Below are 25,592 nucleotides of genomic sequence, written 5' to 3'. Positions count from 1 at the left end.
ACTCCAAAGCCAAACCTGCGTCAGGCGTCTGTTGAATAATCGTCACTGTCAAGACACCCAAGCGCGGAACGGGACGTTTGGCTCCACCCACCACGCGGTGGTGGTCAGCGGTTCCGGTTAGGGACGCTAGATGAGCTTCGCGGTGCTGCCCCCGGAGATCAATTCGGCGCGCCTGTACGTGGGTGCCGGGTTGGCGCCGATGCTGGACGCGGCGGCCGCTTGGGATGGACTGGCCGACGAATTGGGTTCGGCCGCGGCCTCGTTTTCGGCGGTGACGGCGGGGCTGGCAGGTTCCTCGTGGCTGGGCGCGGCGTCGACGGCGATGACGGGAGCGGCCGCCCCCTATCTGGGCTGGTTGAGCGCGGCGGCGGCGCAGGCCCAGCAGGCGGCCACCCAAACCCGGCTGGCGGCGGCCGCCTTCGAGGCAGCCCTGGCGGCGACGGTACATCCGGCGATCATCTCGGCCAACCGGGCACTGTTCGTGTCGCTGGTGGTCTCGAACCTGCTGGGCCAAAACGCCCCGGCGATCGCGGCCACCGAGGCCGCCTACGAGCAGATGTGGGCCCAGGACGTGGCGGCGATGTTTGGCTACCATGCCGGGGCTTCGGCGGCCGTCTCGGCGTTGACACCGTTCGGCCAGGCGCTGCCGACCGTGGCGGGCGGCGGTGCGCTGGTCAGCGCGGCCGCGGCTCAGGTGACCACGCGGGTCTTCCGCAACCTGGGCTTGGCGAACGTCGGCGAGGGCAACGTCGGCAACGGTAATGTCGGGAACTTCAATCTCGGCTCGGCCAACATCGGCAACGGCAACATCGGCAGCGGCAACATCGGCAGCTCCAACATCGGGTTTGGCAACGTGGGTCCTGGGTTGACCGCAGCGCTGAACAACATCGGTTTCGGCAACACCGGCAGCAACAACATCGGGTTTGGCAACACCGGCAGCAACAACATCGGCTTCGGCAATACCGGAGACGGCAACCGAGGTATCGGGCTCACGGGTAGCGGTTTGTTGGGGTTCGGCGGCCTGAACTCGGGCACCGGCAACATCGGTCTGTTCAACTCGGGCACCGGAAACGTCGGCATCGGCAACTCGGGTACCGGGAACTGGGGCATTGGCAACTCGGGCAACAGCTACAACACCGGTTTTGGCAACTCCGGCGACGCCAACACGGGCTTCTTCAACTCCGGAATAGCCAACACCGGCGTCGGCAACGCCGGCAACTACAACACCGGTAGCTACAACCCGGGCAACAGCAATACCGGCGGCTTCAACATGGGCCAGTACAACACGGGCTACCTGAACAGCGGCAACTACAACACCGGCTTGGCAAACTCCGGCAATGTCAACACCGGCGCCTTCATTACTGGCAACTTCAACAACGGCTTCTTGTGGCGCGGCGACCACCAAGGCCTGATTTTCGGGAGCCCCGGCTTCTTCAACTCGACCAGTGCGCCGTCGTCGGGATTCTTCAACAGCGGTGCCGGTAGCGCGTCCGGCTTCCTGAACTCCGGTGCCAACAATTCTGGCTTCTTCAACTCTTCGTCGGGGGCCATCGGTAACTCCGGCCTGGCAAACGCGGGCGTGCTGGTATCGGGCGTGATCAACTCGGGCAACACCGTATCGGGTTTGTTCAACATGAGCCTGGTGGCCATCACAACGCCGGCCTTGATCTCGGGCTTCTTCAACACCGGAAGCAACATGTCGGGATTTTTCGGTGGCCCACCGGTCTTCAATCTCGGCCTGGCAAACCGGGGCGTCGTGAACATTCTCGGCAACGCCAACATCGGCAATTACAACATTCTCGGCAGCGGAAACGTCGGTGACTTCAACATCCTTGGCAGCGGCAACCTCGGCAGCCAAAACATCTTGGGCAGCGGCAACGTCGGCAGCTTCAATATCGGCAGTGGAAACATCGGAGTATTCAATGTCGGTTCCGGAAGCCTGGGAAACTACAACATCGGATCCGGAAACCTCGGGATCTACAACATCGGTTTTGGAAACGTCGGCGACTACAACGTCGGCTTCGGGAACGCGGGCGACTTCAACCAAGGCTTTGCCAACACCGGCAACAACAACATCGGGTTCGCCAACACCGGCAACAACAACATCGGCATCGGGCTGTCCGGCGACAACCAGCAGGGCTTCAATATTGCTAGCGGCTGGAACTCGGGCACCGGCAACAGCGGCCTGTTCAATTCGGGCACCAATAACGTTGGCATCTTCAACGCGGGCACCGGAAACGTCGGCATCGCAAACTCGGGCACCGGGAACTGGGGTATCGGGAACCCGGGTACCGACAATACCGGCATCCTCAATGCTGGCAGCTACAACACGGGCATCCTCAACGCCGGCGACTTCAACACGGGCTTCTACAACACGGGCAGCTACAACACCGGCGGCTTCAACGTCGGTAACACCAACACCGGCAACTTCAACGTGGGTGACACCAATACCGGCAGCTATAACCCGGGTGACACCAACACCGGCTTCTTCAATCCCGGCAACGTCAATACCGGCGCTTTCGACACGGGCGACTTCAACAATGGCTTCTTGGTGGCGGGCGATAACCAGGGCCAGATTGCCATCGATCTCTCGGTCACCACTCCATTCATCCCCATAAACGAGCAGATGGTCATTGACGTACACAACGTAATGACCTTCGGCGGCAACATGATCACGGTCACCGAGGCCTCGACCGTTTTCCCCCAAACCTTCTATCTGAGCGGTTTGTTCTTCTTCGGCCCGGTCAATCTCAGCGCATCCACGCTGACCGTTCCGACGATCACCCTCACCATCGGCGGACCGACGGTGACCGTCCCCATCAGCATTGTCGGTGCTCTGGAGAGCCGCACGATTACCTTCCTCAAGATCGATCCGGCGCCGGGCATCGGAAATTCGACCACCAACCCCTCGTCCGGCTTCTTCAACTCGGGCACCGGTGGCACATCTGGCTTCCAAAACGTCGGCGGCGGCAGTTCAGGCGTCTGGAACAGTGGTTTGAGCAGCGCGATAGGGAATTCGGGTTTCCAGAACCTCGGCTCGCTGCAGTCAGGCTGGGCGAACCTGGGCAACTCCGTATCGGGCTTTTTCAACACCAGTACGGTGAACCTCTCCACGCCGGCCAATGTCTCGGGCCTGAACAACATCGGCACCAACCTGTCCGGCGTGTTCCGCGGTCCGACCGGGACGATCTTCAACGCGGGCCTTGCCAACCTGGGCCAGTTGAACATCGGCAGCGCAAATCTCGGCGACTTCAACCTGGGCAGCGGAAACGTCGGCAGCTTCAACGTCTTCTCCGGAAACCAGGGCTCATACAATATCGGTCCGGCGAACCTGGGTAACTACAACATCGGTTTCGCGAACCTGGGTAACTACAACATCGGCTTCGGCAACGCCGGCGATTTCAACCAAGGCTTTGCCAACACCGGCAACAACAACATCGGATTTGCCAACACCGGCAACAACAACATCGGCATCGGGCTGTCCGGCGACAACCAGCAGGGCTTCAATTTTGCTGGCGGCTGGAACTCAGGCACCGCGAACATCGGCTTGTTCAACTCCGGCACCAACAACGTCGGCATCGGCAACTCGGGCACCGGCAACTGGGGTATCGGCAACTCCGGCAGCGGCAACACCGGCATCGGCAACACCGGCAGCACTAACACGGGCTTCTTCAACACCGGCATCGTCAACACCGGTGTCGCCAACGCGGGCAGCTACAACACCGGCTGGTACAACACCGGCGACACCAACACCGGCATCGCCAACCTGGGCGACTTCAACACGGGCTTCTACAACACCGGCAATTTCAGTACGGGCTTTGCCAACCAGGGTGATATCGCCACCGGGGCTTTCATCACCGGCGACATGGGCAACGGCGCCTTCTGGCGCGGCGACCAGCAGGGCCTATTCAGCGCGGGCTATCGGGTCCATGTTCCCGAAATACCCGCACACGTCACCGTGGAAGTTCCCGTCAACATCCCCATCACCGCCAGCTTCACCAACACCGTCTACAGCGGCATAACGCTTGAGCAAATCAACTTCGGTTTCACCATCGACATCGCAGGGATCCCCCTGCTGGCCGGTGCAATCAGCAAGGCCGTTCTCCCGCCCATCACCGGGACCGGTCCCGCGATCACGGTCAACATCGGCGACCCTGGCGGTTCGACCGCGATCAGGATCCCGGCCACCGCAAGCGTCGGTCCCTTCGATGTCACGTTCGTCAACATTGCGGCTACCACGGGCTTTTTCAACGCCACCACCGATCCGTCCTCGGGCTTCTTCAACGGCGGCCCCGGAACCGTATCGGGCATCGCCAACATCGGCGCCAACATTTCCGGCTTCCAGAACGTCGCGAACTCCGCGACCTCGGGCTTCAACAACTACGGCTCGCTGCAATCGGGACTGGCGAACCTGGGCGATACCGTCTCGGGCGTATTCAACACCGGCATCGGGGCACCGGCCAACGTCTCGGGCATGTTCAACATCGGCAGCAACCTCGCGGGGTTCTTCCACGACCAGGCGACCGGGATGTCGATGTTCAACCTCGGCCTGGGAAACATCGGCCAATTCAACGTCGGCTTCTCCAACGTAGGCGACAGCAACGCCGGCTTGGCGAACATCGGCAGCTTCAACCTCGGCAGCGGCAACCTCGGCAGCTTCAACGTCTTCGGCGGAAACCAGGGCTCATACAACATCGGCCCGGCGAACCTGGGTAACTACAACATCGGCCTAGGCAACCTGGGCAGCTACAACTTCGGATTCGGCAACGCCGGCGACTTCAACCTGGGCTTCGCCAACACCGGCAACAACAACATCGGGTTTGCCAACACCGGCAACAACAACATCGGTATCGGCCTGTCCGGCGACAACCAGCAGGGCTTCAATTTTGCCGGTGGCTGGAACTCCGGCAGCGGCAACAGCGGCCTGTTCAACTCTGGCACCAACAACATCGGTTTGTTCAACTCGGGCACCGGCAACATCGGCATCGGCAACTCGGGCACCGGAAACTGGGGCATCGCCAACACCGGTGACACCAACACCGGCATCTTCAACACCGGCGACGTCAACACCGGCTTGCTCAACGCCGGCAACGTCAACACCGGCATCTTCAACACCGGCCATTACAACACCGGCAGCTTCAACGCCGGCAGCTTCAACACGGCCGGCTTCAACCCGGGTAGCTACAACACGGGTTATTTGAACACCGGCAGCTACAACACCGGACTGGCCAACTCGGGCGATGTCAACACCGGCGGCTTCATCACCGGCAATTACAGCAACGGGTTCTGGTGGCGGGGCGATTACCAAGGCCTGGCGGGGATCAGCCAAACGATCACCGTGCCCGACACCGCCGTTCCGGTGAAACTGCACGTGCCGATCTTCCTCGATATCCCGGTCACCGGCACACTTGGCACGTTCACCGTTCATGGCTTCAGATTCCCGGAGATCACCGGCGATATCTTCTTGATCGGCATACCGTTCAATGCCGCCACACTCGATGCATTCAGTTTCCCGAACATCTCGATTGTCCTTCCCAATATCGGCATCAACCTGGGTAGCGGGCCGGACCCGCTGATCGATATCGCCGGCACCGGCGGTCTATTGCCGATCAAGATTCCACTCATCGATATACCGGCGGCCCCGGGATTCGGGAACTCGACGACCACCCCGTCGTCGGGATTCTTCAACGCCGGTACCGGTACCGTGTCGGGCGTTGGCAACGTGGGCAGCAATAGTTCCGGCTTCTTCAACCTCACCTCTGGAAGCTCGGGAATCTCGGGCGTCCAGAACTTCGGCGAGCTGATCTCCGGCGGGTTCAACTTCGGTAACACTGTCTCCGGCCTTGTCAATGCGAGCACGCTTGGGCTTTCGATGCCGGCCAATCTCTCCGGCGGAGGGAATGTCGGTGCTACGGTCGCCGGCTTCGTCAACAACACCCAGATCCTCAACCTCGGGTTTGGCAACGTAGGCAGCGGGAATGTCGGCCACGGCAATATCGGCGACTCCAACGTCGGCCTCGGAAACCTCGGCAACGCGAACGTCGGCCATGGCAACATCGGCAGCTTCAACGTCTTCTCCGGAAACCGGGGCTCATACAATATCGGCCCGGCGAACCTGGGTAACTACAACATCGGCCTAGGCAACCTGGGCAGCTACAACTTCGGATTCGGCAACGCCGGCGATTTCAACCTGGGCTTCGCCAACAGCGGCAGCAACAACATCGGGTTTGCCAACACCGGCAACAACAACATCGGTATCGGGCTGTCCGGCCACAATCAACAGGGGTTCGGCTCCTGGAACTCCGGTACCGCCAACACCGGCCTGTTCAACTCGGGCACCAACAACATCGGTTTGTTCAACTCGGGCACCGGAAACATCGGCATTGGCAACTCGGGCATCGGAAACACCGGGATCGGCAACCCGGGTGTCGGCAACACCGGCTTGGGGAACTCGGGCACCGGCAACTGGGGCCTGTGGAACCCAGGCACCGGCAATATGGGCGTCGCCAACGTGGGCACCTACAACACCGGTGGCTACAACGTGGGCAGCACCAACACCGGCATCGCCAACGTGGGCATCGCCAACACGGGCAGCTACAACACCGGCAGCACCAACACCGGCAGCTTCAACGACGGCGACTTCAATACCGGCTTCTACAACACCGGCGACTACAACACCGGCTTCTACAACACCGGCGACGTGAACACCGGCGCCTTCATCGGGGGCAACTTCAGCAACGGCGCCTTCTGGCAGAGCGATCACCAAGGCCAGTGGGGCGCACACTACGCAATCACTGTTCCCCAGATCCCGCTACTGAACTTTAGCCTCAACATTCCGGTCAACATCCCCATCCATCTCGACTTCGGTACCCTTGCCGTCAACGGCTTCCAGATTCCGGCTATCACCCTCCGCGCCCTCGGGGTCACCCACTTCAGCGTCGGACCCATCATCGTTCCGAGGATCGCCGGCACCTTACCGGTGATCGATATCAACATCGGCGACCCCGGCGGTTCATCCTCGATACCCATCACGATCACCAGCGGCGCCGGCCCGGTCGTCATCCCGCTACTGGACATCCCGCCGGCCCCCGGTTTCGGAAACTCGACCACCGGCCCCTCATCGGGCTTCTTCAACTCCGGCACCGGCAGCTCGTCTGGATTCGGAAACGTCGGCGCCAACAATTCGGGCTTCTGGAACACCGCTTTCGCCGGCATAGGAAACTCTGGCTTGCAGAACTTCGGCTCGCTGCAATCCGGCTGGGCGAACTTGGGCAACACCGTCTCGGGCTTCTACAACACCAGTGCGGCGGACTTCGCGACGCCGGCTAACCTCTCGGGACTCTCCAACGTCGGCGCCGACCTGACCGGCGTGCTCCGCGGCCCGAACGGGTCGACCTTCAACGCGGGCCTGGCAAACCTCGGCCAATTCAACGTGGGCAGTGCAAACCTCGGCAGTGCAAACCTCGGCAGTGCAAACCTCGGCAGTGCAAACCTCGGCAATTCAAACGTCGGCTTCGGCAACATTGGCAACGCGAACATCGGCGGCGCAAACATCGGCGACTTTAACGTCGGGATCGCAAACACCGGTCCGGGGCTAACGGCGGCTGTCAACAACATCGGTATCGGCAACACCGGCAACTACAACATCGGTGTCGGCAACACCGGTAACTACAACATCGGCTTCGGCAACACCGGCAACAACAACATCGGCATCGGCCTGTCCGGCGACAACCAGATCGGGTTCGGCCCGCTGAACGCCGGCATCGCCAACATGGGCCTGTTCAACCTGGGCGACAACAACTTTGGCATGGCCAACGCGGGCAACTTCAACCAGGGCATTGCCAACACCGGCAACAACAACATCGGCTTGTTCAACACCGGCAACAACAACGTCGGCATCGGGCTGACCGGCGACGGCTTGTCCGGCTTCAGCTCCCTGAACTCCGGCGCCGGCAACACCGGTTTCTTCAACTCCGGCACCGCCAACACCGGCTTGTTCAACTCCGGCACCGGCAACACCGGCTTGTTCAACTCGGGCACCGGCAACGTCGGCATCGGCAACATGGGCACCGGCGGCTTCGGCGTCGGCCTATCCGGCGACAGCCAGGTGGGCATCGGCGGCACCAACTCGGGCAGTTTCAACATCGGCTTGTTTAACTCGGGCACCGGCAATGTCGGCATCGGCAACTCGGGCACCGGCAACGTCGGCATCGGCAACACCGGCACCGGCAACACCGGCATCGGAAACAGCGGCAACTACAACACCGGCTTGCTCAACGCGGGCCTGGTCAACACCGGCATCGCCAACCCGGGCAACCACAACACCGGCCTGTTCAACATCGGCACCTTCAACACCGGCATCGCCAACCCGGGCCACTACAACACCGGCTCCTACAACACCGGTAGCTACAACACCGGCATGGCAAACGCCGGAGACTACGGCACCGGCGCGTTCATCACCGGCAGCATGAACAACGGCTTGCTCTGGCGCGCCGACCGGCAGGGCCTGCTGGCGGCCAACTACACCATCACCATCGAGCGACCTGCCGCGTTCCTCAATGTCGACATCCCGGTCAACATCCCCATCACCGGCGACATCACCAATGTCTCCATCCCCGCCATTACGTTCCCCAGAATCGACGCCAGCGGAAGCGTCGACATAGGCATCCTCAGTGGCACCGTCTTGGCCCCGGTCGGTCCGATCACCCTGCATGGCGGGGACGCGTCGGCCCCGCTGGACACACCCATCGAAATTGACTTCGGCCCCTCGCCGGCGATCAACCTCAACATCGGCAAGCCCGACGGCTCCACCGTGATCAACATCGTGGGCGGCGCCGGCGCCGGCCCGATCAGCATTCCGATCATCGACTTGCGGCCAGCGCCCGGCTTCTTCAACGCCACCACCGGCCCGTCGTCGGGCTTCCTCAACTGGGGTGCTGGCAGCGCATCGGGCTTGCTGAACTTCGGCAACAACTCGGGCCTCTACAACTTCGCCACTAGCAGCATGGGAAATTCGGGCTTCCAAAACTATGGGTCGCTGCAGTCGGGCTGGGCGAATTTGGGCAACAGCATCTCGGGCATCTACAACACCGGCTTGGGAGCACCGGCAAATGTCTCGGGCTTGCTCAACATCGGCACCAACCTGGCTGGGTGGTTGCAGAACGGCCCGACCGAGACGACCTTCAGCGTGGGCTTGGCCAACCTCGGGTTCTGGAATCTGGGTAGCGCAAACATCGGCAACTACAACCTGGGCAGCGCCAACATCGGCGTCTACAACCTGGGCAGCGCCAACATCGGCGACTTCAACCTGGGCAGCGCCAACATCGGCGACTTCAACCTGGGCAGCGCCAACATCGGCAGCTCCAACATCGGGTTCGGCAACGTCGGTCCGGGGCTGACGGCGGCCATCGGCAACATCGGCTTCGGCAACACCGGAAACGGAAACATCGGCATCGGCAATACCGGCACCGGCAACATCGGCTTCGGCAACACCGGAAACGGAAACATCGGCATCGGGCTGACCGGCGACACCATGACCGGGTTCGGCGGCTGGAACTCGGGCACCGGCAACATCGGGCTATTCAACTCCGGCACCGGCAACATCGGCTTCGGCAACTCCGGCACCGGCAACTGGGGCATCGGAAACTCCGGTGACTACAACACCGGCATCGGCAACACCGGCAGCACCAACTCCGGCTTCTTCAACACCGGCCTGGTCAACACCGGCATTGGCAACTCCGGTGACTACAACACCGGCCTATTCAACGCCGGGAACACCAACACCGGCAGCTTCAACCCCGGCGACTACAACACCGGCGGCTTCAACCCCGGTAACTACAACACCGGCTACTTCAACCCGGGCAACTCCAACACCGGCATCGCCAACTCCGGCGATGTCAACACCGGCGCCTTCAATTCGGGCAACTACAGCAACGGCTTCTTCTGGCGGGGCGACTACCAGGGCCTAGGCGGTTTCGCCTACCAGAGCGCCGTTTCCGAAATCCCGTGGAGCTACGACAGGTTCCAACATTGAAATACCCATCGAGGGCGACATCAACGCCATCACCCAGGACGCGTTCACTATTGACGAATTCGAAATACCCATCAAGTTGCGGGTGTCGGTCTGCGTGATCTACATCCCTTTCAAGGGGTGTGTAAAGCATGTCTCGGTCACCATACCCATCACCACCGAACATCTCGGCCCCTACGAAATCGATGCCAGCACGATCAACCCCGACCAGCCCATCGACACGGCTTTCACCCAAACCCTCGATTTCGCCGGCAGCGGCACCGTGGGCGCGTTCCCCTTCGGCTTCGGCTGGCAGCAGAGCCCGGGATTCTTCAACTCGACCACAACCCCGTCGTCGGGCTTCTTCAACTCCGGCGCCGGTGGCGCATCGGGCTTCCTCAACGACGCCGCAGCCGCCGTGTCGGGCCTGGGAAACGTCTTCACCGAGACTTCGGGCTTCTTCAATGCTGGCGGCGTAGGAATTCGGGCTTCCAAAACTTCGGCAACCTGCTGTCGGGCTGGGCGAACCTAGGCAATACCGTCTCCGGTTTCTACAACACGAGCATGCTGGACCTCGCGACCCAAGCCCTTATCTCCGGCTTCGGCAACCACGGAGCCCGACTCTCCGGCATCCTCAACAACGGTAGCGGACCCTAACTCCCCCGCTACGCGCGCTCGCTCACCGGCTGGTGCCAACTGCGCCGTTCGCTCCCCCGCTACGCGCGCTCGCTCACCGGCTGGTGCCAACTGCGCCGTTCGCTCCCCCGCTACGCGCGCTCGCTCACCGGCGCGGTTTCCAGACGACCAGGGCGGTGCTCTTCGGCACCACCGCGACCTCGCGGCGCTGGTTGGCACGCAACACCGCCAACTCCTCAGCCATCTCTTGCAACCTGGACTGCAGCGCCTCGACCTGACTGGTCAGTTCAATAATGCGCTTGATGCCGGCCAAGTTGACCCCCTCGTCCTGCGAGAGGTGCTGCACCTGGCGCAGCAACTCGACGTCATGCAGGGAATAGCGGCGCCCGCCACCGGAGGTGCGCCGCGGGCTGACCAACCCAAGACGATCGTAGGTACGCAGGGTCTGTGCATGCATGCCGGCTAGCTCGGCGGCTACCGAGATCAAAAACGTCCGGGATTCCCCGTCCTTTGGGTTCTTCGCCATCAGCGATTACCTGCCCATCCGGCCCGCGGGTTGAAACCACTGGACCGCTCCGCCGCCGCATAGGCTTCCAGAGCTTCCTGAGCGGCGCCTGCCAAATTGGGCGGCACGGCCACCTTCACGGTGACAAGTAGGTCGCCGCTACCCCCACTGCGCTTGGGCACACCGCGTCCGCGCACACGCAGAATGCGGCCGTCAGCGGTGCCTTTGGGCACCCGGACCCCGACCGTGCCGTCCAGGGTAGGCACCGACAGCGTCGAGCCCAAAGCCAATTCGGTGAAGCTGACCGGAACGGTGACGGTGAGGTCGTCGCCGTCGCGGCCGAAGATCTTGTCGGGCCGCACATGCACCGTCACGTAGAGATCCCCCGAGGGAGCGCCGCGCAACCCGGCCTCGCCCTGACCGGCTAGCCGGATGCGCTGCCCATCCTCGACACCGGGCGGGATCCGCACGTTGATGGTTCGGGTGCGGGTGGTCACGCCGGTGCCTTTGCACTCCTCGCAGGGGTGCTCGATGATCGAGCCGCTACCTCGGCAGTCGGTGCACGGCTCGGAGAAGCCGAACGCGCCCTGATTGCGGTTGATCACGCCCGACCCGTTGCAAGTGGGACACACCTTTGGGCTGGTGCCTGGCCGGGCCCCGCTGCCATGGCAGTTGGTGCACGGCGCCGGGCTGGTTAATCGCAGCGGCATCGCCACGCCCTTGGCGGCCTCCACGAAATCCAACTCGGTCTCGGTCTCCAGGTCGTTGCCGCGTCGCGGGCGGCTGGGACGGGCGCTGCCACCGCGTCCGAACAAGCCACCGAACAAGTCACCGATGGTGGTACCGCCGGTTCGGCTGGCGGCGTCGAACAAGTCGTTGAGGTTGAACTCGGCGCCGTCTCCACCGACCCCGAAACCGCCGAACCCGCCCCCAAAGCCGCTGTCGAACCGACGGCCGCCGAACCCGCCGCCGGCGAACAGGCGGCGGGTTTCGTCGTACTCCTTGCGCTTGGCCGGATCCGACAGCACGTTATGCGCCTCCGAAACCGCCTTGAACCGTTCGCCGGCGGCCGGGTTGCCCGGGTTCGCGTCCGGATGCAGGTCGCGCGCCAACTTCCGATAGGCACGTTTGATCTCTTCAGGACTGGCATCAGAGGAGACGCCCAGCTCCTGGTAGAAGTCTTTTTCGACCCATTCCCTTTGGGCCATGTCGCGTCACCCCCTCTCGCCTTCCTCTTTTGTTGTTAACTGCCCGACGGTTCTGATTCTGCCTGTTCGCCCGAGGTGTCGGCGCTATTGCCCTGGTCAGCTTGATCGTTTTCGGCGGTATCTGCGACCGCAGTGCCGTCGTCGACTGACTCCAGTTCGGCCGCGTCGACGACCACCGTGTCGACGACGCCGACCAAGGCGTGCCGCAGCACCTGCTCACCCAGTTGGTAGCCCTGCCGCATGACGGTGCCGATTACCGGCTTGGACCCCTGCCCGCCGTCGCCCTCGTGTTGCACCGCTTCGTGCAGCACGGGGTCGAAATCCTCGCCCTCGGCACCGAACGCCACCAGACCCAGCCCGGTCAACGCGCTGTCTAGCTTGTCGGCGACCGACTTCAGTGGACCCGACTCCAAATCGCCGTGCTTGCGCGCCCGCTCGAGATCGTCCAGTACACCCAGCAATTGGCTGACAACGCTGGCCTTGGCTCGGTCAGCGGCCGCCTGCTGATCGCGCAACGCCCGCTTACGGTAGTTGGCGAAGTCGGCCTGCACGCGTTGCAGATCGGCGGTCAGCTCGGCGACCTTGTCTTCGGTGTGCGCCGCATCGGCCGCAGCCGTCCCTCCCGGCATGTCGCCGGGAGGGACGTGCCGCACTTCACCCGTCTCGGGATCGATCCGCCGCTTGTCAGTGACGGTTACCTGTTCGCCCGAATTGCCATCCGGCTTTTGATTTCCGTCCGTCACTTGGCCTCCCGGCCGTCGTCGACCACCTCCGCGTCCACAACGTCATCAGCCGAGCCGGGGTGGGCACCGCCCGGCTCGCCGCCGGGGTGGGCAGCGCCAGTGGCCTGTGACGCAGCCTGAGCTGCTTCGTAGATCGCTTGCCCCAGAGCCTGCGACTCCTGGCCCAGCTTCTCCATCGCCGACTTGATGGCCGAAATATCCGATCCGCCAAGTGCCGCCTTCGCTTCCGCCACCGCGGCATCAACCTTGTTCAGCGTGTCTTCAGGTACCTTCGAACCACCCTCGGCCTCACGCTGTTCTTTGACGAACTTCTCCGTCTGGTAGACCAATGTCTCGGCTTGATTACGAACATCGGCCTCCTCGCGACGCTTGCGATCCTCCTCGGCGTGCGCTTCGGCGTCCTTGATCATGCGGTCAATGTCTTCCTTGGACAGGCCCGAGCCTTCCTGGATTCGGATCGTGTTCTCCTTGCCGGTGCCCTTGTCCTTGGCGGTGACGTGCACAATGCCGTTGGCGTCGATGTCGAAAGTGACCTCGATCTGCGGAATCCCCCGCGGCGCCGGCGGGATGCCGGTCAGCTCGAAGGACCCGAGCAACTTGTTGTGCGCGGCGATCTCACGCTCCCCCTGATAGACCTGGATCTGCACCGACGGTTGGTTGTCGTCGGCGGTGGTGAAAGTCTCCGACCGCTTGGTGGGGATCGTGGTGTTGCGCTCGATGAGCCTGGTCATCACCCCGCCCTTGGTCTCGATACCCAGGCTCAGCGGGGTAACATCAAGCAGCAGAACGTCTTTCACCTCGCCCTTGAGGACGCCGGCCTGCAGAGCGGCTCCCACCGCGACAACCTCATCGGGGTTGACGCCCTTGTTGGGTTCCTTGCCGCCGGTGAGTTCCTTGACCAGATCGGTCACCGCGGGCATCCGGGTCGAACCACCCACGAGCACAACGTGATCGATCTCCGACACCGAAATGCCGGTGTCAGCGATCACCGACTGGAACGGCTTGCGAGTGCGGTCCAGCAGGTCCTGAGTGATCCGTTGGAACTCCGCGCGGGTCAGCTGCTCGTCTAAGAACAACGGGTTCTTGTCGGCGTCGACGGTGATGTAGGGCAGGTTGATCGAGGTGGACTGACTCGAACTCAGCTCGATCTTTGCCTTCTCGGCGGCTTCCCGCAGCCGCTGCATCGCCATCTTGTCCTTGGTCAGATCGATGCCGCTGGTGCCCTTGAACTTGTCCACCAGCCAATCGACGACCCGCTGGTCCCAGTCGTCGCCGCCGAGGTGGTTGTCACCCGAAGTGGCACGGACCTCAACCACACCCTCGCCGATCTCCAGCAGGGAAACGTCGAAAGTGCCACCACCCAAGTCGAAGACCAGGATTCGCTGCTCCTTCTCGCCCTTGTCGAGGCCGTAGGCCAGCGCGGCCGCGGTCGGCTCGTTGACGATCCGCAGCACGTTGAGGCCGGCGATCTGGCCGGCGTCCTTGGTGGCCTGACGCTGGGCGTCATTGAAGTAGGCGGGCGTCGTGATAACCGCGTCGGTAATGTCCTCACCGAGGTAGGCCTCGGCGTCGCGCTTCAGCTTCATCAGAATGCGGGCGCTGATCTCCGGCGCGGTGTATTTCTTGCCGTCAATCTCTATGGACCAGTCGCTGCCCATGTGTCGCTTGACCGAGCGCACGGTGCGATCGACGTTGGTCACTGCCTGGTTCTTGGCGGGCTGGCCGACCAGCACCTCACCGTTGCGGGCGAACGCGACAATTGACGGGGTGGTCCTGGAGCCCTCGGAGTTGGCGACGACGACCGGGTCGCCACCTTCCAGAACCGAGACGACGGAGTTGGTGGTCCCGAGGTCGATCCCGACCGCACGAGCCATGGTGAATCCTCCTGAATATGTAGAGCTTCTTTCCTGCACTATGATGAGTGCACCCCGCTCAAGCTTGCCTCGACGGCGGTGTGCTGTCAATTCAGAGCTGAGCCTGATGCACTCAACTTACTGAGCATGCTAACGCTGGTCGTGCGGGTCTTGTTCCCGCGTGTCGGCAGGGCACACGCTCGGGGCGTAGCTGGGAGAGGCCCCGGTCAAGCCCGGAGAGCAGTGCTCAGTCCGCCAGCTTGACCGACTTTCGATGAGAACGCGCTTCTCGCCGTATTGAACTGGCGTGCTGACGGTCGCTGAGCAGCGCTCGCCGAGTGCGGCCGCTGATTCTTTCATCGAGCCAGGAGGCGCATTCGTGTTCGGCCGCCTGCGGGTCGGCCCCATCGTCGACGCGATCCGTCACCCACTCCTCGATCAGGTCTGCCTCATCGAACGGGCCAACGGTGCTGTCGGAGTAGGTGTGCGTGGGCACGGCGAGCCGGGTGCTGTGGTACACCCACCGTTGCATGACCAAGTTGACGCCTGACTGGCTGAGCACCGCGATCCGCTCACAGGTCGGAAGCGTTGGTGAATCGATGAGTTCAAGATTGATGAAGTCCGCCGAGTGATCCTGACCGTCGATGAGCTTCGGAAGCGGCATCGTGCCGAACGGGGCTCTAGCCCAGTTGGAACGAAGCGAGTCGGGTCTTACGGGAGCGACCAGCAGTCGCGGATGGAGGTCAACGCCGTGCCGCAGCGCGCATGGGTGCTGGAGGATCATCACCATGCGACCATCGCCGAGTCGGTAGATGTCGCCCGTGAACGTCGGTCTGTGTTCTCCGACATCCTCGAGGCGGGCAAGGTATATCGACTCTGGGTCGTCGGGCGTCTCCAGCTCTGGCACGGTTACCGCTTGGGTCTTATCGAGATCACGCCGTCCTCGGCTGTGTAGGATTCGAAAGCGTTGTCTACAACGGTCTCTCGCCAGTCCTTATCAGTCTCGTTCAGTACGTATTCGACCGTACCGTCCCCAGTGTGGGTACTAGCCAGCGCCAATACGAGGTCATATCGACCTCGCTCCAGGAGGTCCATTCGGGTGATTCCCACTCCGGCTTGGATCGGCATTTCCAGCCAGGAGGCGGGCTCGCCGATGAATCGGTCCGAGAGCATGTCGATGAGGGCGAGTAGACGGGCGATTTTTAGCCGGTTCTCGCCGGTAACTCCAGCGCCCTTGCGCCATTTGGTGATTGCGGGCACGCTCACTCCGACAACGCGTGCGATGTCCCGCCAGGCAAAGCCGTAGTCCGCGAGCTGCTCAAGCGCATGCATGGGTGCGCACCGAGCCCGCTCGCCGGTCTTGGACTCCAGCTCAACCACGTGCGCCTCCCGCCGTGTGTCGCGGGCTTGCCCGTGGAGTTCCGTGAATTGGCGGTAGGTGACATCGGCGCGGTCGAACACCGAGGTCGATGGGGTGGTTTCGGGCAGCTTGTCGAGGCGGTAATCGCCGTTGCCAGAGGTGGCGTCGTCTCGGAGATTCGAGCTAGAGAACGAAATGGTCATGGTCACTCCTGCCCAGGTTGTTGCAGCACCTTTGTACGGAGTTCGGAAGTTATCAGCGATTCGAACAGTGGGCCGATGGGTGTGTGGAGCCTTTCGGCGACCTCGTCCACCAGGTGGGCGTCGAGCGCTGGGATGCCCTTGCAGGGGTCGCTCCACGCGCTGTCGATATCGATGAGGAAGAAATCTCCTTCTGCCGGAGGTTCTTTCAACCGCTGGAGAAACGGGGTTGACTGGATGACCGCGCCGCGCGCACCGGCGTACCTCAGTGTCAAGGAGTCGCCTGGCTCCGGGCCTTCGCACTGAATGACGTGCCGTTGCGCGGTGGTGGTGAGTTTGAGATCGGCAAGCTGTGTCCCAGGCCCGAGGAGACTTTCCGCCACCCAGTACGCCCAGCCGGATGGCTCCGCCAGCGATGCCCGAATCTCGTTGATGTAGCGCAGACCGATCCGGATGCAGCCATCGACTGGGGCCACGTCCTGGCGGGCTGTGACCATCGCGTGAACGATGGACCGAAACTCCTCCCAGCCCGGGTAGTCGGTGACTTCGAGGGTCATGGCGTCGGGTCGAAACGTGATCGCGGTGCGGCGATCACGGGCAACGAGCTTCTTCTGTGAGTGTGCGGTATGTTCGCCCGTTTCTAGGTTGACCTGCCGCACCTCCTCCTGTTCGAGTATGGGAGTCCATCGCGCCAGCTCCTCCTTCAGGATGGAGATAGCAGATGGCACCGGCGGCTCGGTCCGCGGATGGCGCAGTTCAATCAATACCAGCGCAAGAGGGTCATTCGGGTACTTGGGATGGGCCGTCACAACATTCATGATAACCAGAACGATAACCAAAAATGATACCCATCGAGGCCGGGTACCCAGCGCGCAGCGCCGCGGATCACGACGAATTGCTGCGCGAGCTGATGACGCTGCCGATGCTGCCCATCGACGCCGAAATAGAGCCCCGCGCTCGACGCGCAGCGTCAACTCGCGCGCGCCGGGCACCGTCGCCTTCCGTCCGTTGATCTCACATCTCTGCGCTGGCGGATCAGGTGTCGGAGTCTCACACTACGACCGCGGCTACGACACCCTCGCGGCCAGGACGGACCCGCACTTCGCGAGCGTCTGGCTGGCCAGGCGCGTCAGCCTGTGACCGCAATATCGACTGTCAACGCGGCCACCCGCGACGGTCGGCACGACAACAAAGCACCGTTGACCGATCGATTGTTTCCGATTGGTTGCCAAGCGGCACCTCGCAGCCGCGTGGGATAGCCTGACAGCCAGTCCGTTGGGTGTGCCCCATCTCACGCGCGTCCCAAGAAGCCACCATCCCAGGGAGCTCAATGCCACCGCTAGACATCACCGACGAGCGGCTCACGCGCGAAGACACGGGCTATCACAAAGGCCTCCATAGCCGGCAACTGCAAATGATCGCTCTCGGTGGTGCCATCGGTACCGGCCTTTTTCTCGGCGCCGGCGGCCGCCTTGCATCGGCGGGGCCCGGTTTGTTCCTGGTCTATGGGATCTGCGGCATCTTCGTGTTCCTGATCCTGCGCGCGCTCGGCGAACTGGTGCTGCACCGTCCGTCCTCGGGGTCATTCGTGTCCTACGCCCGCGAGTTCTACGGGGAAAAGGTGGCCTTCGTCGCCGGGTGGATGTACTTCCTGAACTGGGCGATGACGGGGATCGTCGATACCACCGCGATCGCGCACTATTGCCATTACTGGCGGGCGTTTCAACCCATCCCCCAGTGGACGCTGGCGTTGATCGCGCTGCTGGTCGTGTTGTCGATGAACCTGATCTCGGTCAGGCTCTTCGGCGAGCTGGAGTTCTGGGCCTCATTGATCAAGGTGATCGCGCTGGTTACGTTTCTGATCGTCGGTACGGTCTTTCTCGCTGGGCGCTACAAGATCGACGGCCAGGAGACCGGGGTCTCCCTGTGGAGCAGCCATGGAGGCATCGTGCCAACCGGTCTGCTGCCCATAGTGCTGGTCACCTCGGGGGTGGTATTCGCCTACGCCGCAATCGAACTGGTGGGCATCGCGGCCGGGGAAACAGCCGAACCGGCAAAGATCATGCCGCGCGCGATCAACTCTGTGGTGTTGCGCATCGCGTGCTTCTACGTCGGGTCGACTGTCCTGCTGGCCCTGCTGCTGCCCTATACCGCCTACAAAGAACATGTCAGCCCGTTCGTGACCTTCTTTTCCAAGATCGGTATCGACGCGGCGGGCAGCGTGATGAACCTCGTCGTGCTCACCGCCGCGCTGTCGAGCCTCAACGCCGGACTGTATTCCACCGGACGGATCCTGCGATCAATGGCGATCAACGGCAGCGGCCCGAGGTTCACCGCACCAATGTCGAAGACCGGCGTGCCGTACGGCGGGATCCTGCTCACCGCCGGTATCGGCCTGTTGGGCATCATTCTCAACGCCATCAAACCGAGCCAAGCCTTCGAGATCGTGCTCCACATCGCCGCGACGGGAGTCATCGCGGCCTGGGCGACGATCGTGGCTTGCCAGCTGCGGCTCCACCGGATGGCGAACGCCGGGCAGCTGCAGCGGCCGAAATTCCGGATGCCGCTTTCACCGTTCAGCGGCTATCTGACGCTGGCTTTCCTGGCCGGCGTGCTGATCCTGATGTACTTCGACGAACAACACGGTCCCTGGATGATCGCCGCAACGGTGATCGGTGTACCGGCCCTCATCGGTGGCTGGTATTTGGTCCGCAATCGTGTGACGGCCGTCGCGCACCACGCCATCGACCACACCAAGAGTGTCGCGGTCGTCCATTCGGCGGATCCAATCTGAGGTCCACGTCGACATCGCGACCACTAGCCAAGTCGCCGCACTCAACAGCCTCGACGTCGGGCACTGTGCGCAGGTATGCGGCCGCGCCCTGCCAGACCGCTGCGGGATACCAAGGCACGGCCAAGGACTCGAGCCACCACCTTGGCATTGACATCGGGCGTGTCGATCACATGCAGGACGGCGTAGTCGGCGTGCTCGCGGTCGGCCTGGGCCAGACCCGCACGCACTGACGCGCTCAGCCCCTGCTGCCAGTCCGGCGCGGTAATCGCGGTGACACCGGCCGGTGCCGACACCTCGACAGCACCCAGCACCAAAATAACGTCGTTACAACCACCGTCGCGCAACGCCCCGACCGCGGTGTCCAGCCACCCGTCAACCAGCACTTTCGGCTTGCCATACCACCGGCCCGCACCCGCGGCCAGCAAGACTCCCACGACCGTCGACGGCAACAACGCCATTCTCCGATTATGCGGGCCGTTGCAGAAGCGCGTCACTGCAGTAAATTGCGGGACCTCGCGCGTAACCTACTCCCGATATCTCAGATTTCCGGGGAGTAGCGCGTGCGGCTATCGCTCATTGCACGGGGTATGGCGGCCCTGCTGGCGGCTACCGCGCTAGTTGCCGGCTGCAACACCACCATCGACGGCAGGCCGGTCGCTTCGCCAGGGTCGGGACCTACCGAGCCGACTTTTCCGACGCCTAGGCCAACTACCGCGCCGCCGGGGACCACCGCCCCGACGCTACCGACGACACCGGTCAGCCCGACCGCGCCGGCCGGCGCCATTCCGCTCCCGCCTGACTCCAACGGTTACGTCTTCATCGAAACCAAGTCCGGAATGACGCGTTGCCAGATCAATAGGGACAGCGTTGGCTGCGAGGCACCGTTCACCAACTCCCCCTTGCGAGATGGTGAGCACGCCAACGGCATCCACATCACCGCCGGCGGCTCCGTGCAGTGGGTGTTGGGCAATCTGGGCGCCATCCCCACCGTCAGCATCGACTACCGAACCTATGAGGCGCAGGGCTGGACCATCGACGCCACCACCGATGGCACCCGCTTCACGAACAACCGCACGGGCCATGGCATGTTCGTCAGCATCGAGAAGGTCGACACATTCTGAGCGCATGCCCTTATGACCCTTGTGCCCCGAGCTGCCGTCGCTGCCCCTTGGGCTCGAAAACATGTTCCACCCGGTGGCTGATCACCGTTGCGTTGGCGCCACCAGTCACGCCCACCACTGTGACACCCGAGGGCCTGACGCGTCAGCGGCGAGCAGAGAACTCCGCCACCATCGCCTCGGCGCTGCGCACCGCCGCGCGACAGGCCCTGGTAGTGAACGGATCGTTGAGTGGATGCGCCGCACGGCGACGCCAGTGTTGCGCTGCGGCCAGCGCGGCGCGCGGGGCCTCGCGAGAATTCGCGGGATCCAGGCCCAGCCGAGCGGCGGCACTGGTGCCCGACCCGCCGATGATGCGGCGCAGCGACGCGATTTCGTCGTCGTTCAATGTCGTTGCCCGCGAAGGCAAAAGGCTTAGCATTCGGAGTTCTTCGAAGGCGTGGGTGTCGGCTAGCAACGGGTCGATGTCGGCAATGACGTACGGGGTCGCCGGCACCGGATGCGTCTGCACGAATCGGCGCAAGGAGACCAAGGCGGTATGCGCCTTAAGCATGTCGGAGCGCTGCGCGAACTGCTGGTCTATCACATTGCGCAGCGCCACCAGCCCGCTGCGCTCCAGCAGTTCGGCGGCCAGCCCGGTCGAATCGGTCACGCCGGCCGCCAGCACGGCAATCGACATCCGGATGCCGAACATGCCGAACCGCTCGAGCAATTGCGCACGGATGCCCGCGTCCACCGGTAGCGGACTGTCCCGGCGCACAAAACGGTCCACGCTCAGCAGGGCCCTATTGAGCTCGGTGCGCTCGGCACCGGCCAGCTTGCGCAGCGCGATGAACTCGGTCTGGCGCAGTGTGCGCGCGGTCAGCGCAAGAAGTCCGGATACCGGCACCACCGCCTGGCAAATGCCCATCTGGTTCAGTTCGCGGGTGAACCGCTTGGCCACGTCGTTGGCCGAGAGCATCGCGTCGATGCGGCCCGCGCCGATCTCATCCGCGCGAGACGCCACCCCGATGATGCCCAGGGCTCCCACCGACCCGCCGACCAGCCCACCGATCTGTTTGAGCAGCGCGACGTCAGCGGCGTTCAGGGTGCGCAACAGGAACACCACCGCATCCACCCGAGGCACCCCGTCGGCGGGGACCAGCAGCCGCAACGTGCGCTCGGAGGCATCGCATGCCAACGACGACGTTCCCGGGGTGTCAACAATGGTGGCGTCGATGAGTTCCTCGGCTGGCCACTCGACTTCCAGGTCGATCAGCTCGGCCGGGTTGATCCTGCGCAGGTCGAAACTCAGCCCGCCCCGACGGGTGATCGGCACGTTGGCGCGTCGACCGCCGCGATGGTTGGCGGTGACCCGCGGTGTCGGACCGTGCCGGAACCAGGTCACAATCCGGGTGGCCTCGGTGGCATCGGTCGGAGCGATGTCGTCGCCGACAAGGGCGTTGACGAGAGTGGATTTTCCGGCCTTGAGTGTGCCAGCCAACGCGATGCGCAGCGGTTCGGCTAGGCGCGCACCGATGCGGTCCAGCTGGCAAAAAACGTCGCCACGCTGACGATAGGCCGGCGCACCCCGGTAGGCCTGGATGGTTGCGTGCAGAATCGCGCGGACCCGGTCGCTGGTGCTCACGCTCGTCCCAAGCTCGCCCGGGGCGTCAAGGTTGGCTCCAAGCCGGCAAGGTTGTCGTTGACCTGGCTCAGGATACCCAATTGCCGCTGAAGTTCCCGAATTCGATTGTCCCGCTCGGTTTCCGCCACCTGCGCCGCCGCGATGGTCGCCTGCAGGGACTCGGTGAGCGACCGGGTGATCTCTTCGGCGATCTCGCGGTAGTGGTCGCGCAGCAGACGCTGGATCATCTTGAGCCGATCCCGTGATTGTTTGCTGACGACGAACGAAATGTCGTCGACGAAGCGCCGCACATTGGCCTTGGCCTCGCTGCGCACCCGCAGCAACCGGTTTTGTTTGTCCTCTTTATATGCCATCCGGCCGAGGATCAACCCGGCCCCCACCGATAGCGGGTTGAACAACCCAAGTCCGACCACCGACGACAGCATGCCAATCATGACCACGCCGCCATAGGAACCCCGCATGCCGATAATCATTTTATGGCCCCGGCGCAGCGGTTTCGATTCCATCCGGCCCAGCGCTTTGAGCCGGCCGAAGTCGGTGCCCATGACGTGGGGGCTCAGCTCTGCTGACAGGACCGAGTCCAACCCCGCGTCGGCAAAGGAGCGAGCGACGTCGTCGGCCAACGCTTCGGAACGCTGGTATGCCCACACGAAGTTGTCGCCGACCGCTGTGGCGATCGCATTCTCGACGTCGTTGCCAATCTCGGCCCAATGCGCAGTCGGGTCACAGGAGTCGATCTGGCGCTCGGCGTCTTCGGTGACGGTGCGGAAGCGGGTTCGTAGGTCGTGGTCCACGTCAGCAGTCAGGTCGTTGAACCCGTCGCCCAGCACCTGCTGCCACAGCGCTGTCTGTTGCACCGCCTGCTGGGCTTCCCGTTTGCGCCGCTCCAAATCCGAAGCAAGTCGGTCACGGAGGTTCGGGTCGTTGACCACCGATAGTTCGGAACCTAGAGACACCGCCAATTGCTCTGTTGCCGAACGTATTTCGCCGAGTACCCCAGCACGCACTCGCTCCGTCGCGCGGGAAAGCACCTGCTCGCTGAGAAACTTGACGATCGCCGGAAAGTTGGACTCTTCGTTGAGCTCTTTGTCGTTAAGCGTGACCGCGTGGCTGCGCAACAGTGATGAGACTGCGATGATCGGCATCGGAACCCGGGCCCGCTGCAGATGTGCTGCATTGGCATTGACGATCTCCCGCCAGCGCGGATACAGGTCGGTCTTGGTGGCCACGACCGCCCCGACCGGACAGATCTGGTGGGCCTGCCGCACGAACCACATCTCGGGTTCGGTGAATTCCTGGCTGGTGTCGCTGACCACCAAGACGGCATCGGCCTCGGGTAGCAGCCCCAGCGTCGCCGACAGGTGGGGCTGTCCGAGGCCGCCCACACCCGGAGTATCGATAAACGCCAGCCCGCCCCGCAGCAGCGGGCTGGGCGCGCCGACCTCGACCCGCAACACCTCGCGGCCACCGGCGTGCGGAGCCCGACGCACATCGGTGCTGATGTCATCGACGGGAATGTCAACCGCTGCGGTTGTCCCGTCGGGCCCGGCGGCCAGCACAAGCCGGGCCGACGGTTGGGCGCTGTAGCTTACGACGGTGATCACCACGGTGGCCTCGTCATCGCCTACTCGCGCCGCGGGCAGGTTGAGCAACGAATTGAGCAATTGACTCTTGCCCTGTTTGAGCAGCCCGGCGATCACCACACGGACCTGCGGGTCGGTGATCCGCTGGCGAGCCCGCGTCAACCGCTGTACTAGATCACCACGCTCGTTCAGTTTGGCGATGGCGATAGTGTGATCGATCAGTTCGACGATCACACCGACCCGACGTGGGTCATCGGGCTGGGTCACCGTGTCGCCCCACTTTCTCGCTCGTTTACGCCTCAGATCACGGTATGCGCACAAACCGGCGGGGACCATGAACGTCCCCACCGGTTCGTGAAATCGGCTCGCGAATCAGAACCCGGGTAGTCCGAAAAGGCCGTACGACGGCAGTTCGATGGGCGCCGGCGGCGTGTGCGTCACCGGCGGCTCGTGACCGACGTCAAACACCGAATGGCTCGGCGGCTTATCGTGGACCGGCGGCTCGACCGGCGTGTGCTGCGGTTGGGTAACCGCCGGCGTGTGCTCGGCCGCCGTGGTCATCGGCTGGGCCCGCGCCGGAACTTGCGGTGCCGGCGCATCGGTCACTGGCGGGTTCATGCCGCCATAGCCGCCGGTACCGCCGTGGATCAGGGGGCCACTGGGCAGGACCAAGCCATGCTCGACGGGCGTGACACCGGCGTTGACCGTGTCGACACTGCCCAGTGCGGCTCCCTCGTGGCCCAGGATGTCGCCGTGTGCCCCGCCGACCCCGGCCGCGGTTGCCCCGCCGACCCCGCCAACCACTCCAGCAGCCGCCTCGGTCTTGGCCACCACGCCAGCCGCGCCCAGGGCCGCCGGCTGAGGAGTCGGGTGCCCGACCGCTCCGAAGCCCAACCCGGCGCCGCCAGCGGCGCCGGCCTGACCACCCACACCGACACCGGCTAACGGGCCCGACAGATGAGGCATAGCAGCGCCGTTCAAGGCAGCGCCTTCACTGGCGATCAACCCCGCCTGGCCGCTTGCGTTGGAAGCCAACACTGCGTTGCTGCTGACCCCGGTCAGGCCGCTGACATTGCCGACGCCGCCGAGCCCACCACCGGCTGAGACACCGATCTGGCTAGCGATGCCCGCCTGGCCGCCGACACCAGCGCCGACACCAGCGCCAACGGCACCCTGGCCGGCAACTCCGATCTGGCCATTGCCGCCTAGGCGACCGCCGACGCCGGCACCGATAGCCCCGGCCGCGCTCCCACCGATCACACCGCCGGCCTGACCACCCAGACCCAGGCCAACCCCGCCGCCAAAGCCCATACCGGCCTGAGCACCCAGACCCGTCCCAATACCTAACCCAGCACCAACCTGAGCGCCGACCTCGGCCTCAATCACGGCAGTAAAACCCAGACCGACCTGGGCAGCCAAGCCGACCTGACCGCCGAAACCACCGCTTGACGCGGCGAGAGCCAGGCCACCCTGACCCAGGAACCCAGCACCCAGTCCGCTAGCCAGGCCCGCACCGACATCGGTCGTGATGACGCTTGCCACCCCCGCGCCCGCGTCACCGGCGAAGCCGACATTGGCGACGTCCTGCGCAAAGCCATGCCGAGCGGCGACGGCCTGCCGCAATCCGCTCATGGGGTCGCCGGCACCCAGATTCAGACCCGGCACCACATTGGCCGCCACCGATGAGATTTGGTGCGGCGCGATATCGATCAGCCCGGCACTGGTCATGGCCCGTCCCGGAGCGGCAACGAACGACCGGGCGGCGTCTTCGCTGCGGAACAGGCTCAGGATGTAATCGATAAGCGAGGTCATCTTCATTTCCCTTCAATCGAAGAAGCTGTTCGCCGGCGTGACCGGCGCTGTGCCATCGACGCTATGGATTCCGCCTCACCCCGAAATCGGGGTCTGATCCGCAAGCCGGCCAAACACCTATCGGGATCGGCCTGGCCGCCGCGT

15 protein-coding genes are annotated in these 25,592 nt (G+C 63.5%); 4 read left to right on the top strand and 11 right to left on the bottom strand.

Going from position 1 to position 25,592, the window contains the following annotated elements; genetic code table 11:
* The first annotated feature begins 130 nt into the window (after positions 1-130).
* Both PPE8 and PPE7 read left to right on the top strand, forming a co-directional pair.
* Positions 131-10,033 carry a PPE family protein PPE8 gene (gene PPE8, locus Rv0355c; RefSeq protein ID YP_177721.2) on the top strand — a complete coding sequence of 3,301 codons (9,903 nt, stop codon included), beginning with the start codon at positions 131-133 and terminating at the stop codon, positions 10,031-10,033.
* An 82-nt stretch (positions 10,034-10,115) separates the two neighbouring features.
* The gene (gene PPE7 / locus Rv0354c; RefSeq protein YP_177720.1) at positions 10,116-10,541 is read left to right on the top strand and encodes a PPE family protein PPE7; all 426 of its coding nucleotides are present in this window, start codon (positions 10,116-10,118) and stop codon (positions 10,539-10,541) included.
* A 249-nt stretch (positions 10,542-10,790) separates the two neighbouring features.
* Here the strand turns inward: PPE7 and hspR are convergent, their stop codons facing one another.
* The 7 genes from hspR to Rv0347 form a co-directional block, all read right to left on the bottom strand.
* A complete protein-coding gene (gene hspR / locus Rv0353) occupies positions 10,791-11,171 on the bottom strand; it encodes a heat shock protein transcriptional repressor HspR (protein ID NP_214867.1) in 381 nt (126 codons plus the stop codon).
* Complete coding sequence (dnaJ1, locus tag Rv0352) at positions 11,171-12,358, bottom strand: chaperone protein DnaJ (RefSeq protein YP_177719.1); 1,188 nt, start codon at positions 12,356-12,358, stop codon at positions 11,171-11,173. The genes hspR and dnaJ1 overlap by 1 nt, the downstream gene beginning before the upstream one ends.
* 35 nt (positions 12,359-12,393) lie before the next feature.
* Entirely contained in the window at positions 12,394-13,101 is a 708-nt protein-coding gene (gene grpE / locus Rv0351) for a stress response protein GrpE (protein NP_214865.1), read from the bottom strand.
* Positions 13,098-14,975, bottom strand: a complete 1,878-nt coding sequence (gene dnaK / locus Rv0350) for a chaperone protein DnaK (protein ID NP_214864.1) — start codon at positions 14,973-14,975, stop codon at positions 13,098-13,100. The genes grpE and dnaK overlap by 4 nt, the downstream gene beginning before the upstream one ends.
* Before the next feature lie 226 nt (positions 14,976-15,201).
* Complete coding sequence (locus tag Rv0349; RefSeq protein NP_214863.1) at positions 15,202-15,861, bottom strand: hypothetical protein; 660 nt, start codon at positions 15,859-15,861, stop codon at positions 15,202-15,204.
* Positions 15,862-15,863: 2 nt separating this feature from the next.
* Positions 15,864-16,517 carry a transcriptional regulator gene (locus Rv0348; protein ID NP_214862.1) on the bottom strand — a complete coding sequence of 218 codons (654 nt, stop codon included), beginning with the start codon at positions 16,515-16,517 and terminating at the stop codon, positions 15,864-15,866.
* 2 nt (positions 16,518-16,519) lie between these two features.
* A complete protein-coding gene (locus Rv0347) occupies positions 16,520-17,506 on the bottom strand; it encodes a membrane protein (RefSeq protein NP_214861.1) in 987 nt (328 codons plus the stop codon).
* Positions 17,507-17,844: 338 nt separating this feature from the next.
* Here Rv0347 and ansP2 point away from each other — a divergent pair, with 338 nt between their 5' ends.
* Positions 17,845-19,308: an L-asparagine permease gene (gene ansP2 / locus Rv0346c; protein YP_177718.1), complete on the top strand. Its 1,464-nt coding sequence runs from the start codon at positions 17,845-17,847 to the stop codon at positions 19,306-19,308.
* Positions 19,309-19,349: 41 nt separating this feature from the next.
* Here ansP2 and Rv0345 read toward each other — a convergent pair whose 3' ends face one another.
* Complete coding sequence (locus Rv0345; RefSeq protein ID NP_214859.1) at positions 19,350-19,760, bottom strand: hypothetical protein; 411 nt, start codon at positions 19,758-19,760, stop codon at positions 19,350-19,352.
* A 108-nt stretch (positions 19,761-19,868) separates the two neighbouring features.
* On the opposite strand from Rv0345, the gene lpqJ reads away from it, so the two are divergent.
* On the top strand, positions 19,869-20,429 hold the full coding sequence (lpqJ, locus tag Rv0344c; RefSeq protein NP_214858.1) for a lipoprotein LpqJ: 561 nt from the start codon (positions 19,869-19,871) through the stop codon (positions 20,427-20,429).
* A gap of 142 nt (positions 20,430-20,571) precedes the next feature.
* Here lpqJ and iniC read toward each other — a convergent pair whose 3' ends face one another.
* From iniC to iniB, 3 genes are read right to left on the bottom strand one after another with little or no spacing between them, the layout of a single operon-like run.
* Positions 20,572-22,053 (bottom strand): iIsoniazid inductible protein IniC, encoded by a 1,482-nt coding sequence (iniC, locus tag Rv0343; RefSeq protein ID NP_214857.1) that lies wholly within the window; start codon positions 22,051-22,053, stop codon positions 20,572-20,574.
* Positions 22,050-23,972: an isoniazid inductible protein IniA gene (gene iniA / locus Rv0342; protein ID NP_214856.1), complete on the bottom strand. Its 1,923-nt coding sequence runs from the start codon at positions 23,970-23,972 to the stop codon at positions 22,050-22,052. The genes iniC and iniA overlap by 4 nt, the downstream gene beginning before the upstream one ends.
* Before the next feature lie 36 nt (positions 23,973-24,008).
* Positions 24,009-25,448, bottom strand: a complete 1,440-nt coding sequence (gene iniB / locus Rv0341; protein ID NP_214855.1) for an isoniazid inducible protein IniB — start codon at positions 25,446-25,448, stop codon at positions 24,009-24,011.
* Positions 25,449-25,592 lie beyond the last annotated feature (144 nt).

The organism is Mycobacterium tuberculosis H37Rv, assembly GCF_000195955.2.
Lineage (GTDB): Bacteria > Actinomycetota > Actinomycetes > Mycobacteriales > Mycobacteriaceae > Mycobacterium > Mycobacterium tuberculosis.
This window is presented reverse-complemented; position numbering and strand designations above follow the sequence as displayed.

Coding starts and splice junctions, on each gene's coding strand:
- PPE8 (YP_177721.2), top strand. CDS start 131: ATGAGCTTCGCGGTGCTGCCCCCGGAGATCAATTCGGCGCGCCTGTAC.
- hspR (NP_214867.1), bottom strand. CDS start 11,171: ATGGCGAAGAACCCAAAGGACGGGGAATCCCGGACGTTTTTGATCTCG.
- dnaJ1 (YP_177719.1), bottom strand. CDS start 12,358: ATGGCCCAAAGGGAATGGGTCGAAAAAGACTTCTACCAGGAGCTGGGC.
- dnaK (NP_214864.1), bottom strand. CDS start 14,975: ATGGCTCGTGCGGTCGGGATCGACCTCGGGACCACCAACTCCGTCGTC.
- Rv0348 (NP_214862.1), bottom strand. CDS start 16,517: ATGACCATTTCGTTCTCTAGCTCGAATCTCCGAGACGACGCCACCTCT.
- ansP2 (YP_177718.1), top strand. CDS start 17,845: ATGCCACCGCTAGACATCACCGACGAGCGGCTCACGCGCGAAGACACG.
- iniA (NP_214856.1), bottom strand. CDS start 23,972: ATGGTCCCCGCCGGTTTGTGCGCATACCGTGATCTGAGGCGTAAACGA.
- iniB (NP_214855.1), bottom strand. CDS start 25,448: ATGACCTCGCTTATCGATTACATCCTGAGCCTGTTCCGCAGCGAAGAC.